This window comes from Pseudomonas sp. KK4 (genome assembly GCF_001984065.1).
In the GTDB taxonomy this organism is placed as follows: domain Bacteria; phylum Pseudomonadota; class Gammaproteobacteria; order Pseudomonadales; family Pseudomonadaceae; genus Aquipseudomonas.
Genome location: NZ_LYVP01000040.1, coordinates 16,946 through 32,299, shown reverse-complemented (window position 1 = coordinate 32,299; position 15,354 = coordinate 16,946). Strand labels below are relative to the sequence as shown.

Below are 15,354 nucleotides of genomic sequence, written 5' to 3'. Positions count from 1 at the left end.
TTGGATGAGCGGGGAGGGCGGGGCCTTGCCTTGACTGGGGGCAAGATCCTCTTTAGACTCTTGTACCCCTAAATTTGGCGGGGATTCGTTCCTGCCATTTTGCTTTTCTTGCAAGACAATAGCGTCGCAAGACAACAGTGGAGCTAGTAGATGGCAACTATCAACCAGCTGGTACGTCAGCCGCGTAAGCGTATCGTCGAGAAATCCGACGTGCCTGCGCTGCAGAACTGCCCGCAACGTCGTGGCGTGTGCACCCGTGTGTACACCACTACGCCGAAAAAACCTAACTCGGCACTGCGTAAAGTATGCCGTGTGCGTCTGACCAACGGTTTCGAGGTTTCCTCGTACATCGGCGGTGAAGGCCACAACCTGCAAGAGCACAGCGTGGTGCTGATCCGCGGCGGTCGTGTAAAAGACTTGCCAGGTGTTCGTTACCACACCGTTCGCGGTTCTTTGGATACCTCCGGCGTTAAAGGTCGTAACCAGGGTCGTTCGAAGTACGGTACCAAGCGTCCGAAGTAATAGTCGCTTGCTGCAAAAAACTGATTTCTATTTTTCTGAGTCGATAAGAGTAAGGTCGGAGGCGTCCCTTGAAGGGCACCAATTCCGAGCGAACCTGAAGACCGTTTGAGGGCTTATCCATGCCAAGAAGACGCGTAGCAGCCAAGCGCGAAGTGCTTGACGATCCAAAATACGGAAGCCAAATCCTGGCCAAGTTCATGAACCACGTAATGGAAAGCGGCAAGAAAGCCGTTGCCGAGCGTATCGTTTATGGCGCGCTGGAAAAGGTTAAAGAACGCAAGAACAGCGACCCCCTGGAAATCTTCGAGAAAGCTCTCGACGCCATCGCTCCGCTGGTCGAAGTGAAGTCGCGCCGTGTTGGCGGTGCTACTTACCAGGTTCCGGTTGAAGTTCGTCCGTCCCGTCGTAACGCTCTGGCAATGCGCTGGTTGGTAGACTTCGCCCGTAAGCGCGGCGAGAAGTCTATGGCTCTGCGTTTGGCTGGCGAACTGTTGGACGCTGCCGAAGGTAAAGGTGCTGCAGTTAAGAAGCGTGAAGACGTGCACCGTATGGCTGAAGCTAACAAAGCTTTCTCGCACTACCGCTTCTAATTTTAGCGTCACTAATTTTGCGAGGGCTTTATGGCTCGTACTACACCGATTAATCGCTACCGTAACATTGGTATCGTAGCTCACGTGGATGCTGGTAAAACCACCACCACCGAGCGCGTCCTTTTTTACACTGGCAAAAGTCACAAAATGGGCGAGGTGCATGACGGCGCCGCGACCACAGACTGGATGGTGCAGGAGCAGGAGCGTGGTATTACCATTACTTCTGCTGCTATTACCGCCTTCTGGCAGGGTTCTGCGAAGCAGCACAAAGACCAATACCGCTTCAACGTCATTGACACCCCGGGTCACGTAGACTTCACCATTGAAGTTGAGCGTTCCTTGCGTGTACTCGACGGCGCGGTCGTTGTTTTCTGTGGTACTTCGGGTGTTGAGCCTCAGTCCGAAACCGTATGGCGTCAAGCCAACAAGTACGGTGTTCCACGTATTGTCTACGTGAACAAAATGGACCGTGCTGGCGCCAACTTCCTGCGCGTGATCGCTCAGATCAAGCAGCGCTTGGGCCACACGCCGGTGCCGATTCAGTTGGCCATTGGTTCCGAAGACAACTTCCAGGGTCAGATCGATCTGATGACCATGGAAGCGGTTTACTGGAACGATGCTGACAAGGGCATGACTCCGCGTCGCGAAGCTATCCCTGCTGAACTGCAGGAATTGGCTGAAGAGTGGCGCAGCAACATGGTTGAGGCTGCGGCTGAAGCCAGCGAAGAGCTGATGAACAAGTACCTCGAAGGCGAAGAGCTCTCCATCGAGGAAATCAAGGCCGCTCTGCGTCAGCGTACTATCGCTGGTGAGATCGTTCTGGCTGTTTGCGGTTCTTCCTTCAAGAACAAGGGTGTTCCCCTGGTTCTCGACGCCGTTATCGACTACCTGCCTGCTCCCACCGACATTCCTGCCATCAAGGGTACTGACCCGGATGACGAGGAAAAGCAAATGGAGCGTCATGCAGACGACAACGAGCCGTTCTCGGCTCTGGCGTTCAAGATCGCTACCGACCCATTCGTGGGTACCTTGACCTTCGTCCGCGTTTACTCGGGCGTGTTGGCATCCGGCGACGGCGTGATCAACTCGGTTAAAGGCAAGAAAGAGCGTGTGGGTCGTATGGTGCAAATGCACGCAAACGCCCGTGAAGAAATCAAGGAAGTGCGCGCTGGCGACATCGCGGCCTTGATCGGCATGAAGGACGTCACCACTGGTGAGACTTTGTGCAACGCTGACAAGCCAATCATCCTGGTTCGCATGGACTTCCCGGAGCCGGTTATTTCGGTTGCCGTTGAGCCTAAGACCAAGGATGACCAGGAAAAAATGGGTATCGCTCTGGGCAAACTTGCTCAGGAAGACCCGTCTTTCCGCGTCAAGACTGATGAAGAGACTGGTCAAACGATCATCTCTGGCATGGGCGAGCTGCACCTGGACATCCTGGTTGACCGGATGCGCCGTGAGTTCAACGTCGAAGCCAACATCGGTAAGCCTCAGGTTTCCTATCGTGAGCGCATCACGAAGAGCTGCGAAATCGAAGGCAAGTTCGTTCGTCAGTCCGGCGGTCGTGGCCAGTTCGGTCACTGCTGGATTCGTTTTGCACCTGCTGACGAAGGTCAGGAAGGTCTGCAATTCCTGAACGAAGTAGTGGGTGGTGTGGTTCCTAAGGAATACATCCCGGCTATCCAGAAGGGTATCGAAGAGCAGATGAAGAACGGTGTTGTTGCCGGCTATCCGCTGATCGGCCTGAAGGCTACCGTGTTTGATGGTTCTTACCACGACGTCGACTCGAACGAGATGGCGTTTAAGGTGGCTGCTTCCATGGCGACCAAGCAACTGGCCCAGAAGGGCGGTGGTGAGTTGCTCGAGCCGATCATGGCAGTAGAGGTTGTTACGCCTGAAGACTATATGGGTGACGTGATGGGCGACCTTAACCGTCGTCGCGGCATGATTCTGGGTATGGAAGATACGGTTTCCGGTAAGGTTATCCGTGCTGAAGTTCCGTTGGGCGAGATGTTCGGTTATGCGACCGACGTTCGTTCGATGTCCCAGGGTCGCGCAAGCTACTCTATGGAATTCAAAAAATACAATACGGCTCCGTCGCACATCGTCGAAACCGTTACCAAAAAACAAGGCTGATTCAGTCCTTTAGGCAAGGAGTTAATTGTCGTGGCTAAAGAAAAATTTGATCGTTCCCTACCGCACGTAAACGTTGGCACCATCGGCCACGTTGACCACGGTAAAACCACTCTGACCGCTGCTCTGACTCGCGTCTGCTCCGAAGTTTTCGGTTCGGCCGTAGTTGAATTCGACAAGATCGACAGCGCACCAGAAGAAAAAGCTCGCGGTATCACCATTAACACCGCGCACGTCGAGTACAACTCGAACATTCGTCACTACGCTCACGTTGACTGCCCAGGTCACGCTGACTACGTGAAGAACATGATCACCGGTGCTGCTCAGATGGACGGCGCGATCCTGGTTTGCTCGGCCGCTGATGGTCCGATGCCACAAACCCGTGAGCACATCCTGCTGTCCCGTCAGGTAGGCGTTCCGTACATCGTGGTTTTCCTGAACAAGGCAGACCTGGTAGACGACGCTGAGCTGCTGGAACTGGTTGAGATGGAAGTTCGCGACCTGCTGTCCACCTATGACTTCCCAGGCGACGACACTCCGATCATCATCGGTTCTGCTCGTATGGCGCTGGAAGGCAAAGACGACAACGAAATGGGCACCACTGCCGTTCGTAAGCTGGTTGAGACTCTGGATACCTACATCCCAGAGCCAGAGCGTGCTATCGACAAGCCATTCCTGATGCCAATCGAAGACGTATTCTCGATCTCCGGTCGCGGTACTGTTGTGACTGGTCGTATCGAGCGCGGTATCGTTCGCGTTCAAGATGCACTGGAAATCGTTGGTCTGCGTGACACTACCACCACCACCTGCACCGGTGTTGAGATGTTCCGCAAGCTGCTCGACGAAGGTCGTGCTGGCGAGAACTGCGGCGTTCTGCTGCGCGGCACCAAGCGTGACGACGTTGAGCGTGGTCAGGTTCTGGTTAAGCCAGGTTCGGTTAAGCCGCACACCAAGTTCACCGCAGAAGTTTACGTTCTGAGCAAGGAAGAAGGCGGTCGTCACACTCCGTTCTTCAAAGGCTACCGTCCACAGTTCTACTTCCGTACTACTGACGTGACCGGTAACTGCGAGCTGCCAGAAGGCGTTGAAATGGTAATGCCAGGTGACAACATTCAAATGACTGTTACCCTGATCAAAACCATCGCAATGGAAGACGGTCTGCGCTTCGCAATCCGTGAAGGCGGCCGTACCGTAGGTGCTGGCGTTGTAGCAAAAATCATCGAGTAAGCTCTTTTTGAGTTAGCTTCGATGCTTTGAAAAAGCCCCCGCTCAGCGGGGGCTTTTTTATTGGGTTGACACCTATCTGGGGCGTCTATAGAATTGCGCCTCCTTTTAACGGGCGTATTGCGCCCGGTGGGAATAGCAGCCGGAGTCTGAAATCCAATGCAAAATCAGCAAATCCGTATCAGGTTGAAGGCTTTCGACCATCGCCTGATCGACCAATCAACCCAGGAAATCGTGGAAACCGCGAAACGTACTGGTGCTCAAGTGCGTGGTCCAATTCCACTGCCTACCCGTAAAGAGCGGTTCACCGTTCTGGTCTCCCCGCACGTCAACAAAGACGCGCGTGACCAGTACGAGATCCGTACTCATAAGCGCGTTCTGGACATCGTTCAGCCAACGGATAAAACCGTTGATGCACTTATGAAGCTCGATCTTGCGGCCGGTGTGGAAGTGCAGATCAGCCTCGGCTAAGACTCGGTCTTAGTCGTGTAACGCTCTGAAATGGGCGGCCATAGCGGGTGAAAGCCCCGTACACTCATGAGGTTTACAACATGACTATTGGTGTAGTCGGTCGTAAATGCGGTATGACCCGTATTTTCACCGAAGAAGGTGTCTCCATTCCGGTCACGGTCATTGAGATCGAGCCGAATCGCGTCACCCAGTTCAAAACTGAAGAGACCGATGGCTATCGTGCAGTGCAAGTCACTGTCGGCGAGCGTCGCGCTTCGCGTGTAACAGCAGCTCAGGCTGGCCACTTCGCCAAGGCGAACGTTGCCGCTGGTCGTACCGTAATGGAATTCCGCCTTGAAGAAGGCGAGTACCAGGCCGGCGATCTGATCAATGCTGAAATCTTCGCCGCTGGTCAACTGGTTGATGTAACCGGTCAGTCCAAGGGTAAAGGCTTCCAGGGTACGATCAAGCGTTGGAACTTCCGCGGGCAAGATAACACCCACGGTAACTCCGTATCCCACCGCGTTCCAGGCTCTATCGGCCAGTGCCAGACTCCTGGTCGTGTATTCAAGGGCAAAAAAATGTCCGGTCATATGGGCGCTGAGCGCGTGACCGTGCAGTCCCTCGAAGTAGTGCGCGTGGACGCTGAACGCAATCTGTTGTTGGTCAAGGGCGCTGTTCCTGGCGCTACTGGCGGCAACTTGGTTGTACGTCCAGCAGCCAAGGCTCGCGGTTAAGGGGAAGCTGACATGCAATTAAATGTAAATGACGCTCAAGCGATCGAAGTTTCCGAACTGACATTTGGCGGCGAATTCAACGAGACGCTGGTTCACCAAGCAGTCGTGGCCTACATGGCTGGCGGCCGTCAGGGTAGCAAGCAGCAAAAGACCCGTTCCGACGTTTCTGGTGGCGGTAAGCGCCCATGGCGTCAGAAAGGTACTGGCCGTGCTCGTGCCGGTACTATCCGTAGCCCAATCTGGCGTGGCGGCGGTACCACTTTCGCAGCTCGTCCTCAGGATCACTCCCAGAAGCTGAACAAGAAAATGTATCGCGCAGCAATGCGTTCCATCCTTGCTGAGCTGGTGCGTACTGATCGTCTGGTTGTGGTTCAGGATTTCGCTGTTGAAACGCCGAAAACCAAAGACCTGCTGGGCAAGCTGAACAACATGAGCCTGACCGACGTTCTGATCGTGTCGGACGCTGTTGATCAGAACCTGTACCTGGCTGCTCGCAACCTGCCGCACGTAGATGTACGTGATGTGCAAGGTTCCGATCCAGTTAGTCTGATCGCATACGACAAGGTGTTGATCACCGTGTCGGCCGTGAAGAAATTCGAGGAGCTGCTGGGATGAACCAGGAACGCGTATTTAAAGTTCTGCTTGGCCCGCACGTTTCCGAGAAGGCTACGGTTCTGGCAGACAAGAAAGGCCAGTTCGTTTTCAAGGTTGCTACTGACGCAACCAAGCTGGAAATCAAGAAGGCCGTCGAAAGCCTGTTCAGCGTGAAAGTAGAGCGTGTTACTACCCTGAATGTTCTGGGTAAGAGCAAGCGCACTGCTCGCGGTCTGGGCAAGCGTAATGACTGGAAGAAGGCAGTTATCTCCCTTCAGCCAGGCCAAGATCTCGATTTCAGCAGCAGTGCTGAGTAAGGAAGGGGTGCATCATGGCAATCGTTAAATGCAAACCGACTTCCCCTGGCCGCCGTTTTGTGGTCAAGGTGGTCAACCAGGAGCTGCATAAAGGCGCTCCTCACGCACCGCTGCTCGAGAAGAAATCGAAGTCTGGTGGTCGTAACAACAATGGCCGTATTACCACTCGTCACATCGGTGGTGGTCATAAGCAGCATTATCGTCTGGTCGATTTCCGTCGTAACGACAAAGATGGCATCGCTGCCACTGTCGAGCGTATCGAATACGATCCAAACCGTACTGCTCACATCGCTCTGCTGCTGTACGCAGATGGCGAGCGTCGCTACATCATCGCCCCTAAAGGCGTGAGTGCTGGCGACCAGCTGATCGCAGGTGCTCTGGCACCGATCAAGCCGGGCAACGCTCTGCAACTGCGTAACATTCCAGTTGGTAGCACCGTACACGGCATCGAATTGAAGCCAGGTAAAGGCGCTCAGATCGCTCGTTCCGCTGGTGCTTCGGCTCAGCTGATCGCTCGTGAAGGTGTCTACGTGACCCTGCGTCTGCGTTCTGGTGAGATGCGTAAAGTGCTGGCTGAATGCCGCGCGACCCTGGGTGAAGTCTCGAACTCCGAGCACAGCCTGCGTTCGCTGGGTAAAGCTGGTGCCAAACGCTGGCGTGGCGTTCGCCCAACCGTTCGTGGTGTTGCCATGAACCCGGTTGACCACCCACATGGTGGTGGTGAAGGTCGTACCTCTGGTGGTCGTCATCCGGTATCGCCATGGGGCTTCCCGACTAAGGGCGCGAAGACTCGTGGTAATAAGCGTACCGACAAAATGATCGTCCGTCGTCGCAAGTAAATAGAGGGATACGACAGTGCCACGTTCTCTGAAAAAAGGTCCTTTTATCGATCTTCACCTACTGAAGAAGATCGAAGTGGCGGCGGAAAAGAACGATCGCAAACCAGTGAAAACCTGGTCGCGCCGTTCGATGATCCTGCCACAAATGGTCGGTCTGACCATCGCAGTACACAACGGTCGTCAGCACGTCCCAGTTCTCGTGAACGAAGACATGGTCGGCCACAAACTGGGCGAGTTCGCCGGTACCCGCACTTATCGCGGGCACGTGGCAGACAAGAAAGCCAAGCGTTAAGGGGTTAGGAAATGGAAGTAGCCGCTAAGTTGTCGGGCGCTCGAATCTCCGCCCAGAAAGCCCGCTTGGTCGCCGACCAGATCCGCGGGAAGAAGGTGGGCGAGGCGCTCAACCTGTTGGCTTTCAGCAGTAAGAAAGCCGCCGAGATCATGAAGAAAGTGCTGGAGTCGGCCGTAGCCAACGCCGAGCATAACGAAGGCGCAGACGTTGATGACCTCAAGGTCAGCACCGTTTTCGTCAACGAAGGGCGTTCGCTGAAGCGCATCATGCCACGTGCCAAAGGCCGTGCTGATCGCATCGTCAAGCGGTCTTGCCATATCACTGTCAAGGTTGCTGACAAGTAACGGAGTCGAAGAGATGGGTCAGAAAGTACATCCCATTGGCATTCGCCTGGGAATCGTCAAGGAGCACACCTCCGTCTGGTACGCAGACGGTCGGACTTATGCGGACTACTTGTTCGCTGATCTGAAGGTGCGTGAGTATCTCCAAGACAAACTAAAAAGCGCGTCCGTAAGCCGTATCGATATCCATCGTCCGGCCCAAACTGCACGTATCACCATCCACACCGCTCGCCCAGGTATCGTTATCGGGAAGAAAGGTGAAGATGTTGAGAAACTGCGTCAGGACCTGACCAAGCAAATGGGTGTGCCTGTGCACATCAATATCGAAGAGATCCGCAAGCCGGAGCTCGACGGTATGCTGGTTGCGCAGAGCGTAGCTCAGCAGCTGGAGCGTCGCGTAATGTTCCGTCGCGCTATGAAGCGCGCTGTACAGAACGCAATGCGCATTGGTGCCAAAGGCATCAAAATCCAAGTGAGCGGTCGTCTCGGCGGTGCTGAAATCGCACGTACTGAATGGTATCGCGAAGGTCGTGTGCCACTGCACACCCTGCGTGCCGACATCGACTATGCCAACTACGAAGCTCACACCACCTACGGTGTGATCGGTGTAAAGGTTTGGATCTTCAAAGGCGAAGTAATTGGTGGTCGCCAAGAAGAACTGAAACCACAAGCACCAGCGCCTCGTAAAAAAGCTGCTAAGTAAGGGGTACGCCAAATGTTGCAACCAAAGCGTACGAAGTTCCGCAAGCAAATGACTGGTCACAACCGTGGCCTGGCATTGCGCGGTAGCAAAGTCAGCTTCGGCGAGTTCGCGCTGAAGTCTGTTGCTCGTGGTCGTCTCACCGCTCGTCAGATCGAGTCAGCGCGTCGTGCTCTGACCCGTCACGTAAAACGTGGCGGCAAGATCTGGATCCGTGTATTCCCGGACAAGCCTATTTCCAAAAAGCCACTCGAAGTTCGGATGGGTAAAGGTAAAGGTAACGTCGAATACTGGGTTGCCCAGATTCAGCCAGGCAAAGTCCTGTATGAAATCGAGGGTGTTTCTGAAGAGCTGGCGCGTGAGGCTTTCGCCCTGGCTGCTGCAAAGCTGCCGCTCGCCACCTCCTTTGTTAAACGGACGGTGATGTGATGAAAGCGAATGAACTTCGTGAAAAATCCGCACAGCAGCTGAACGAGCAACTGCTCGGCTTGCTGCGCGACCAGTTCAATCTGCGTATGCAGAAAGCAACTGGCCAGTTGGGGCAGTCTCATCTGCTCTCGCAAGTTAAGCGTGACATCGCTCGCGTGAAGACTGTGCTCAACCAGCAGGCAGGTAAGTAATCATGGCTGAAGCCGAAAAGACTGTCCGTACGCTGACTGGCCGTGTTGTCAGCGACAAGATGGACAAAACCATCACCGTTTTGATCGAGCGTCGCGTAAAGCACCCGATCTACGGTAAATACGTTAAGCGTTCGACTAAGCTGCACGCGCACGACGAAACCAATCAGTGCCACATCGGCGACAAAGTCACTATTCGTGAAACTCGTCCTTTGGCCAAGACCAAGTCTTGGGCGCTGGTTGATGTTCTCGAACGCGCTGTGGAAGTCTAAGGACTAGGGGTCGGAGAAATTATATGATTCAGACTCAATCCATGCTCGATGTGGCCGATAACAGCGGCGCTCGCCGCGTTATGTGCATCAAGGTGCTGGGTGGCTCCCATCGTCGTTACGCTGGTATCGGTGACATCATCAAAGTAACCGTCAAGGAAGCAATTCCTCGCGGTAAAGTGAAAAAAGGCCAAGTGATGACTGCTGTTGTAGTCCGCACTCGTCACGGCGTACGTCGTGCCGATGGCTCCATTATCCGCTTTGATGGCAACGCTGCTGTTCTTCTGAACAACAAGCAAGAGCCGATCGGCACCCGTATCTTTGGGCCAGTGACCCGTGAACTTCGTACTGAGAAGTTCATGAAGATCGTCTCGCTCGCCCCAGAAGTGCTGTAAGGAGATCCGACATGCAAAAGATTCGTCGTGACGACGAGATCATCGTGATCGCCGGCAAAGACAAAGGTAAGCGCGGTAAGGTGCTGAAGGTTCTTGCTGACAACCGTCTGGTTGTTGGTGGTCTGAACCTGGTCAAGCGCCATACCAAGCCTAACCCGATGTCGGGCGTACAAGGCGGTATCGTCGAAAAAGAAGCGCCACTGCACGCTTCCAACGTCGCCATCTTCAACGGCGAAACCAACAAGGCTGACCGCGTTGGTTTCAAAGTAGAAGACGGTAAGAAAATTCGTGTCTTCAAGTCGACCCAAAAAGCGGTTGATGCTTGAACACTGCTAGGTAGAAGACCATGGCACGACTAAAAGAGATTTATCGGAAGGAAATCGCTCCGAAGCTTAAGGAAGAACTTAAGCTTTCGAACGTGATGGAAGTTCCGCGCGTTACCAAGATCACCCTGAACATGGGTCTGGGCGAAGCGATCGGCGACAAAAAAGTCATCGAGCACGCTGTTGCTGACCTGGAAAAGATCACCGGCCAGAAAGTCGTTGTGACCTACGCTCGTAAATCCATCGCAGGCTTTAAAGTCCGTGAAGGTTGGCCGATCGGCGTCAAAGTGACCCTGCGTCGTGAGCGTATGTACGAGTTCCTGGATCGTCTGCTGTCGATCTCCCTGCCTCGGGTTCGCGACTTCCGCGGCCTGAATGCCAAGTCCTTCGATGGTCGTGGCAACTACAGCATGGGCGTGAAAGAGCAGATCATTTTCCCGGAAATCGACTACGACAAGATCGATGCTCTCCGCGGTCTGGACATTACCCTGACCACCACTGCCAAGAACGATGACGAAGGCCGCGCTCTGTTGCGTGCTTTCAAATTCCCGTTCCGCAACTGATTGGAGTAGGAAAATGGCCAAGAAGAGCATGAAAAACCGTGAGCTGAAGCGTCAGCTCACTGTTGCCAAGTACGCCACCAAGCGTGCAGCGCTGAAAGCTATCATCGTCGATCTGAACGCAAGTCCAGAAGCGCGTTGGGAAGCTACCGTAGCTCTGCAGAAGCAACCACGTGACGCAAGTGCCTCGCGCATGCGTAACCGTTGCCGCCTGACTGGTCGTCCGCACGGCGTTTACCGCAAGTTCGGCCTGGGCCGTAACAAACTGCGTGAAGCGGCAATGCGTGGTGACGTACCAGGCCTGGTTAAAGCCAGCTGGTAAGTACTGTCAAAGTCTCGGCGGTCAGGTTCGAAAGATTCTGACCGTCGGTGGCCTTGAATCTGAATCAAGCCCCTTATGGGGCTTGATTCATTTCCGGGGTGTGTCTAGAATACCCGGCTCGCCTGAGCCCGTGTTTTCTATGCTCGGAGATTCTCGGCGACACGTAGTAGCCGCAAGGCTAATTTTTCTGTATTAGGAGCGTCTAGCCCATGAGTATGCAGGACCCGTTAGCGGACATGCTAACTCGAATCCGTAATGCCCAGATGGCTGAAAAGTCCGTCGTAAGCATGCCATCTTCCACGTTGAAGGTAGCTGTTGCCAAAGTCCTGAAGGACGAAGGTTACATCGCGGGTTATCAGATCAGCAGCGAAACCAAACCGCTGCTGTCTATCGAGCTGAAATATTTCGAAGGCCGTCCGGTTATCGAAGAAGTGAAGCGCGTTAGCCGTCCAGGCCTGCGTCAGTACAAGTCCGTCGAAGATCTGCCGAAAGTTCGTGGCGGTCTCGGTGTGTCTATCGTCTCCACCAACAAAGGTGTGATGACTGATCGTGCTGCGCGCGCTGCCGGTGTCGGCGGCGAAGTTCTTTGCACTGTGTTCTAAGGGGGGATAAGCATGTCTCGCGTCGCTAAGAACCCCGTTAAGCTGCCAGCCGGTGTCGAAGTAAAATTCGCAGGCCAACAGCTTTCGGTGAAGGGTGCCAAGGGCACTCTCGAACTGAACATCCATTCGTCCGTTGAGATCGTTGAAGAAGCCGGTGAGCTGCGTTTTGCTGCTCGCAATGGCGATCAACAGACTCGCGCAATGGCTGGTACCACTCGTGCGTTGGTTAACAACATGGTCCAAGGCGTAAGCCAAGGCTTCGAGCGCAAGCTCCAGCTGGTCGGTGTTGGTTACAAAGCGCAAGCAAAAGGCACAGTGCTGAACCTGGCTCTTGGCTTCTCGCATCCAGTGGATTACGAACTGCCGGAAGGCATCACCGCTGAGACTCCTAGCCAGACCGATATCCTGATCAAGGGCATCGACAAGCAGCTGGTAGGTCAAGTGGCCGCCGAGATCCGCGACTTCCGTCCACCAGAGCCGTACAAAGGCAAAGGTGTGCGCTACGCGGACGAAGTCGTCCGTCGTAAAGAAGCCAAGAAGAAGTAGGGCATAGCAAATGACCGACAAAAAAGTTACTCGACTGCGTCGCGCTCGCAAAGCACGCCTGAAAATGCACGAACTCGAAGTCGTGCGTCTCTGCGTGTTCCGCTCTTCGCAGCACATCTACGCCCAGGTCATTTCGGCCGACGGCAACAAAGTCCTGGCAAGTGCCTCGACTTTGGATAAAGAACTGCGTGATGGCGCCACTGGCAACATCGACGCGGCCACTAAGGTTGGCCAGCTGGTCGCTACGCGTGCTAAGGCCGCTGGCGTCTCGCAGGTGGCTTTCGACCGCTCTGGCTTCAAGTACCACGGCCGCGTTAAAGCGCTGGCTGATGCTGCTCGTGAAGCTGGGCTGGAGTTCTAAGTTATGTCAAATAACGACCAAAAGCGCGACGAAGGCTACATCGAGAAGCTGGTTCAAGTTAACCGCGTAGCCAAAACCGTTAAAGGCGGCCGTATCTTCACTTTCACCGCGTTGACCGTGGTTGGTGATGGTAAAGGGCGCGTTGGCTTCGGCCGTGGCAAGTCGCGTGAAGTGCCTGCTGCGATCCAGAAGGCAATGGAAGCTGCTCGCCGCAACATGATCCAGGTTGATCTGAACGGCACCACTCTGCAGTACGCAATGAAGTCCGCTCACGGCGCTTCGAAGGTGTACATGCAGCCTGCTTCTGAAGGTACCGGTATCATCGCTGGCGGCGCAATGCGTGCTGTCCTCGAAGTTGCTGGCGTTCAGAACGTTCTGGCCAAATGCTACGGCTCGACTAACCCTGTAAACGTGGTTCACGCCACTTTCAAGGGTTTGAAAGCAATGCAGTCTCCTGAATCCATTGCCGCCAAGCGTGGCAAAAGCGTCAAGGAGATCTTCTGATCATGGCTACCGTTAAAGTTACGCTGATCAAAAGCATGACCGGCCGCATCCCTAACCACAAACTGTGCGTTAAGGGTCTGGGTCTGCGTCGCATCGGTCACACTGTAGAAGTCCAGGATACTCCCGAGAATCGCGGGATGATCAACAAGGCTTACTACATGCTGCGTGTCGAGGGTTAATCGATGAAACTCAATGATCTGAGTCCAGCGCCGGGTTCCCGTCGCGAAAAGCATCGTCCGGGCCGTGGTATCGGTAGTGGTTTGGGTAAGACTGGTGGCCGTGGTCACAAAGGTCAGACTTCCCGCTCCGGTGGCACCATTGCTCCAGGCTTTGAAGGCGGTCAACAGCCGCTGCATCGTCGCCTGCCGAAGTTCGGTTTCGTGTCCCTGAAAGCCATGGATCGCGCAGAAGTGCGTTTGTCCGAGCTGGCTAAAGTGGAAGGCGACATCGTCACCGTGCAGTCCTTGAAAGATGCCAACGTGATCAACGTCAACGTTCAGCGTGTGAAAATCATGCTGTCCGGCGAAGTGACTCGCGCTGTTACCATCGGAAAGGGAATCGGCGCCACCAAAGGTGCGCGTGCGGCTATCGAAGCAGCTGGCGGCAAGTTCGAGGAATAAATGGCTAAGCAAGGTGCTCTCTCTGCGCTCGGCAAAGGCGGTATGTCTGAACTCTGGGCTCGTCTGCGTTTTCTGTTCCTGGCGATTATCGTCTACCGAATAGGCGCACACATCCCGGTTCCAGGTATCAACCCGGACCGTCTCGCGGACCTGTTTCGACAGAATGAGGGGACCATTCTTAGCTTGTTCAACATGTTTTCCGGCGGCGCGCTGGAACGGATGAGCATCTTTGCGTTGGGGATCATGCCGTACATTTCGGCATCGATCATCATGCAGCTGATGACCGCCGTCAGCCCGCAGCTGGAGCAGTTGAAGAAGGAAGGTGAAGCTGGCCGTCGCAAGATCAGCCAGTACACCCGCTACGGCACTGTCGTCCTCGCTCTGGTTCAGGCTATTGGCATGTCCATTGGTTTGGCGGGGCAGGGCGTAGCGTTCACTGGTGACTTTGGCTTCCATTTCGTCGCGGTATCCACGTTTGTGGCTGGTGCGATGTTCATGATGTGGCTGGGTGAGCAGATTACTGAGCGTGGTGTTGGCAACGGTATCTCGATGTTGATTTTTTCGGGTATCGTCGCCGGTCTTCCGAGAGCGATCGGGCAGTCTTTCGAGTCTGCGCGTCAGGGTGATATCAACATCTTCGCCCTGGTTGCCATCGGTTTGCTGGCAGTAGCGATTATCGGTTTCGTGGTGTTCATTGAGCGTGGCCAGCGTCGTATTGCTGTTCATTACGCCAAGCGTCAGCAAGGCCGCAAGGTTTTCGCTGCGCAGACCAGCCACTTGCCGTTGAAGGTGAACATGGCCGGTGTTATTCCGGCCATTTTCGCGAGCAGCATCTTGCTGTTCCCGGCTTCGTTGGGTGCCTGGTTCGGCCAGTCTGAAGGTATGGGCTGGTTGCAGGACATCTCGCAGTCGATCGCTCCTGGTCAGCCGTTGAATATTCTGCTGTTTAGTGCAGGGATTATTTTCTTCTGCTTCTTCTATACGGCGTTGATGTTCAATCCGAAAGACGTAGCGGAAAACCTGAAGAAGTCCGGTGCCTTTATTCCGGGCATCCGTCCAGGTGAGCAGTCTGCGCGCTATATTGATGGCGTTCTGACTCGCTTGACCATGTTCGGTGCTCTTTACATGACGGCCGTCTGCCTGTTGCCCCAGTTCCTGGTGGTTGCAGCCAACGTTCCGTTCTACCTTGGCGGGACCTCGTTGCTGATCGTGGTCGTGGTTGTGATGGACTTCATGTCCCAAGTACAATCGCACCTCGTTTCGCACCAGTACGAATCCCTGATGAAGAAAGCCAACCTGAAGGGTTACGGCAGCGGCATGTTGCGCTGAGTACCCATAAGGTTCGAGGAGTTGGTGATGAAAGTTCGTGCATCGGTGAAAAAGCTGTGCCGTAACTGCAAGATTATTCGCCGCGAAGGTGTTGTTCGAGTAATTTGCAGCGCGGAACCGCGTCACAAACAGCGCCAAGGCTGAGTGTGATTGTGCTTCAAGCCCGG

Annotated in this window: 27 protein-coding genes; all 27 read left to right on the top strand. The window is 54.6% G+C overall.

Annotated elements, in window-relative coordinates:
* Positions 1-150: 150 nt before the first annotated feature.
* The 27 genes from rpsL to rpmJ all read left to right on the top strand — a co-directional run bounded on the left by rpsL (position 151) and on the right by rpmJ (position 15,331).
* On the top strand, positions 151-522 hold the full coding sequence (gene rpsL, locus B0W55_RS15385) for a 30S ribosomal protein S12 (protein WP_003186084.1): 372 nt from the start codon (positions 151-153) through the stop codon (positions 520-522).
* Positions 523-641: 119 nt separating this feature from the next.
* Entirely contained in the window at positions 642-1,112 is a 471-nt protein-coding gene (gene rpsG, locus B0W55_RS15380; RefSeq protein WP_002555493.1) for a 30S ribosomal protein S7, read from the top strand.
* A gap of 30 nt (positions 1,113-1,142) precedes the next feature.
* The gene (fusA, locus tag B0W55_RS15375) at positions 1,143-3,248 is read left to right on the top strand and encodes an elongation factor G (protein ID WP_046815908.1); all 2,106 of its coding nucleotides are present in this window, start codon (positions 1,143-1,145) and stop codon (positions 3,246-3,248) included.
* 30 nt (positions 3,249-3,278) lie between these two features.
* Positions 3,279-4,472 (top strand): elongation factor Tu, encoded by a 1,194-nt coding sequence (gene tuf / locus B0W55_RS15370; RefSeq protein ID WP_008065716.1) that lies wholly within the window; start codon positions 3,279-3,281, stop codon positions 4,470-4,472.
* 156 nt (positions 4,473-4,628) lie between these two features.
* The gene (gene rpsJ / locus B0W55_RS15365) at positions 4,629-4,940 is read left to right on the top strand and encodes a 30S ribosomal protein S10 (RefSeq protein ID WP_003186070.1); all 312 of its coding nucleotides are present in this window, start codon (positions 4,629-4,631) and stop codon (positions 4,938-4,940) included.
* Between the two features lie 80 nt (positions 4,941-5,020).
* Entirely contained in the window at positions 5,021-5,656 is a 636-nt protein-coding gene (rplC, locus tag B0W55_RS15360) for a 50S ribosomal protein L3 (RefSeq protein ID WP_003186059.1), read from the top strand.
* Positions 5,657-5,668: 12 nt separating this feature from the next.
* Positions 5,669-6,271, top strand: a complete 603-nt coding sequence (gene rplD, locus B0W55_RS15355) for a 50S ribosomal protein L4 (RefSeq protein WP_007924200.1) — start codon at positions 5,669-5,671, stop codon at positions 6,269-6,271.
* A complete protein-coding gene (rplW, locus tag B0W55_RS15350; RefSeq protein ID WP_002555488.1) occupies positions 6,268-6,567 on the top strand; it encodes a 50S ribosomal protein L23 in 300 nt (99 codons plus the stop codon). The genes rplD and rplW overlap by 4 nt, the downstream gene beginning before the upstream one ends.
* A gap of 14 nt (positions 6,568-6,581) precedes the next feature.
* On the top strand, positions 6,582-7,406 hold the full coding sequence (rplB, locus tag B0W55_RS15345) for a 50S ribosomal protein L2 (protein ID WP_003186055.1): 825 nt from the start codon (positions 6,582-6,584) through the stop codon (positions 7,404-7,406).
* A gap of 16 nt (positions 7,407-7,422) precedes the next feature.
* The gene (gene rpsS / locus B0W55_RS15340; protein WP_002555486.1) at positions 7,423-7,698 is read left to right on the top strand and encodes a 30S ribosomal protein S19; all 276 of its coding nucleotides are present in this window, start codon (positions 7,423-7,425) and stop codon (positions 7,696-7,698) included.
* An 11-nt stretch (positions 7,699-7,709) separates the two neighbouring features.
* A complete protein-coding gene (gene rplV, locus B0W55_RS15335; RefSeq protein ID WP_003103908.1) occupies positions 7,710-8,042 on the top strand; it encodes a 50S ribosomal protein L22 in 333 nt (110 codons plus the stop codon).
* Between the two features lie 13 nt (positions 8,043-8,055).
* Positions 8,056-8,742, top strand: a complete 687-nt coding sequence (gene rpsC, locus B0W55_RS15330) for a 30S ribosomal protein S3 (RefSeq protein WP_003176422.1) — start codon at positions 8,056-8,058, stop codon at positions 8,740-8,742.
* Between the two features lie 12 nt (positions 8,743-8,754).
* The gene (rplP, locus tag B0W55_RS15325; protein ID WP_003228729.1) at positions 8,755-9,168 is read left to right on the top strand and encodes a 50S ribosomal protein L16; all 414 of its coding nucleotides are present in this window, start codon (positions 8,755-8,757) and stop codon (positions 9,166-9,168) included.
* Positions 9,168-9,359 carry a 50S ribosomal protein L29 gene (gene rpmC / locus B0W55_RS15320; protein ID WP_002555481.1) on the top strand — a complete coding sequence of 64 codons (192 nt, stop codon included), beginning with the start codon at positions 9,168-9,170 and terminating at the stop codon, positions 9,357-9,359. Before rplP ends, rpmC begins: the two co-directional genes overlap by 1 nt.
* Before the next feature lie 2 nt (positions 9,360-9,361).
* On the top strand, positions 9,362-9,628 hold the full coding sequence (rpsQ, locus tag B0W55_RS15315) for a 30S ribosomal protein S17 (protein WP_003176419.1): 267 nt from the start codon (positions 9,362-9,364) through the stop codon (positions 9,626-9,628).
* Positions 9,629-9,651: 23 nt separating this feature from the next.
* Positions 9,652-10,020, top strand: coding sequence for a 50S ribosomal protein L14 (rplN, locus tag B0W55_RS15310; protein WP_002555479.1), 369 nt, complete (start codon positions 9,652-9,654; stop codon positions 10,018-10,020).
* A gap of 11 nt (positions 10,021-10,031) precedes the next feature.
* A complete protein-coding gene (gene rplX, locus B0W55_RS15305) occupies positions 10,032-10,346 on the top strand; it encodes a 50S ribosomal protein L24 (RefSeq protein ID WP_003186046.1) in 315 nt (104 codons plus the stop codon).
* A 20-nt stretch (positions 10,347-10,366) separates the two neighbouring features.
* Entirely contained in the window at positions 10,367-10,906 is a 540-nt protein-coding gene (gene rplE / locus B0W55_RS15300) for a 50S ribosomal protein L5 (RefSeq protein WP_003210069.1), read from the top strand.
* A gap of 13 nt (positions 10,907-10,919) precedes the next feature.
* Positions 10,920-11,225: a 30S ribosomal protein S14 gene (gene rpsN, locus B0W55_RS15295; RefSeq protein WP_003228726.1), complete on the top strand. Its 306-nt coding sequence runs from the start codon at positions 10,920-10,922 to the stop codon at positions 11,223-11,225.
* 209 nt (positions 11,226-11,434) lie between these two features.
* Positions 11,435-11,827: a 30S ribosomal protein S8 gene (gene rpsH / locus B0W55_RS15290; RefSeq protein ID WP_003228724.1), complete on the top strand. Its 393-nt coding sequence runs from the start codon at positions 11,435-11,437 to the stop codon at positions 11,825-11,827.
* Positions 11,828-11,839: 12 nt separating this feature from the next.
* The gene (rplF, locus tag B0W55_RS15285) at positions 11,840-12,373 is read left to right on the top strand and encodes a 50S ribosomal protein L6 (protein WP_003176412.1); all 534 of its coding nucleotides are present in this window, start codon (positions 11,840-11,842) and stop codon (positions 12,371-12,373) included.
* 10 nt (positions 12,374-12,383) lie between these two features.
* Positions 12,384-12,734 carry a 50S ribosomal protein L18 gene (gene rplR / locus B0W55_RS15280; protein ID WP_003186037.1) on the top strand — a complete coding sequence of 117 codons (351 nt, stop codon included), beginning with the start codon at positions 12,384-12,386 and terminating at the stop codon, positions 12,732-12,734.
* Positions 12,735-12,737: 3 nt separating this feature from the next.
* Complete coding sequence (gene rpsE, locus B0W55_RS15275) at positions 12,738-13,238, top strand: 30S ribosomal protein S5 (protein ID WP_003186035.1); 501 nt, start codon at positions 12,738-12,740, stop codon at positions 13,236-13,238.
* A 2-nt stretch (positions 13,239-13,240) separates the two neighbouring features.
* Positions 13,241-13,417, top strand: coding sequence for a 50S ribosomal protein L30 (rpmD, locus tag B0W55_RS15270; protein ID WP_003176408.1), 177 nt, complete (start codon positions 13,241-13,243; stop codon positions 13,415-13,417).
* Between the two features lie 3 nt (positions 13,418-13,420).
* On the top strand, positions 13,421-13,858 hold the full coding sequence (gene rplO / locus B0W55_RS15265) for a 50S ribosomal protein L15 (protein ID WP_003228720.1): 438 nt from the start codon (positions 13,421-13,423) through the stop codon (positions 13,856-13,858).
* On the top strand, positions 13,859-15,187 hold the full coding sequence (gene secY / locus B0W55_RS15260; RefSeq protein ID WP_003228718.1) for a preprotein translocase subunit SecY: 1,329 nt from the start codon (positions 13,859-13,861) through the stop codon (positions 15,185-15,187).
* 27 nt (positions 15,188-15,214) lie between these two features.
* The gene (rpmJ, locus tag B0W55_RS15255; protein ID WP_002555468.1) at positions 15,215-15,331 is read left to right on the top strand and encodes a 50S ribosomal protein L36; all 117 of its coding nucleotides are present in this window, start codon (positions 15,215-15,217) and stop codon (positions 15,329-15,331) included.
* The last annotated feature ends 23 nt before the right edge of the window (positions 15,332-15,354 follow it).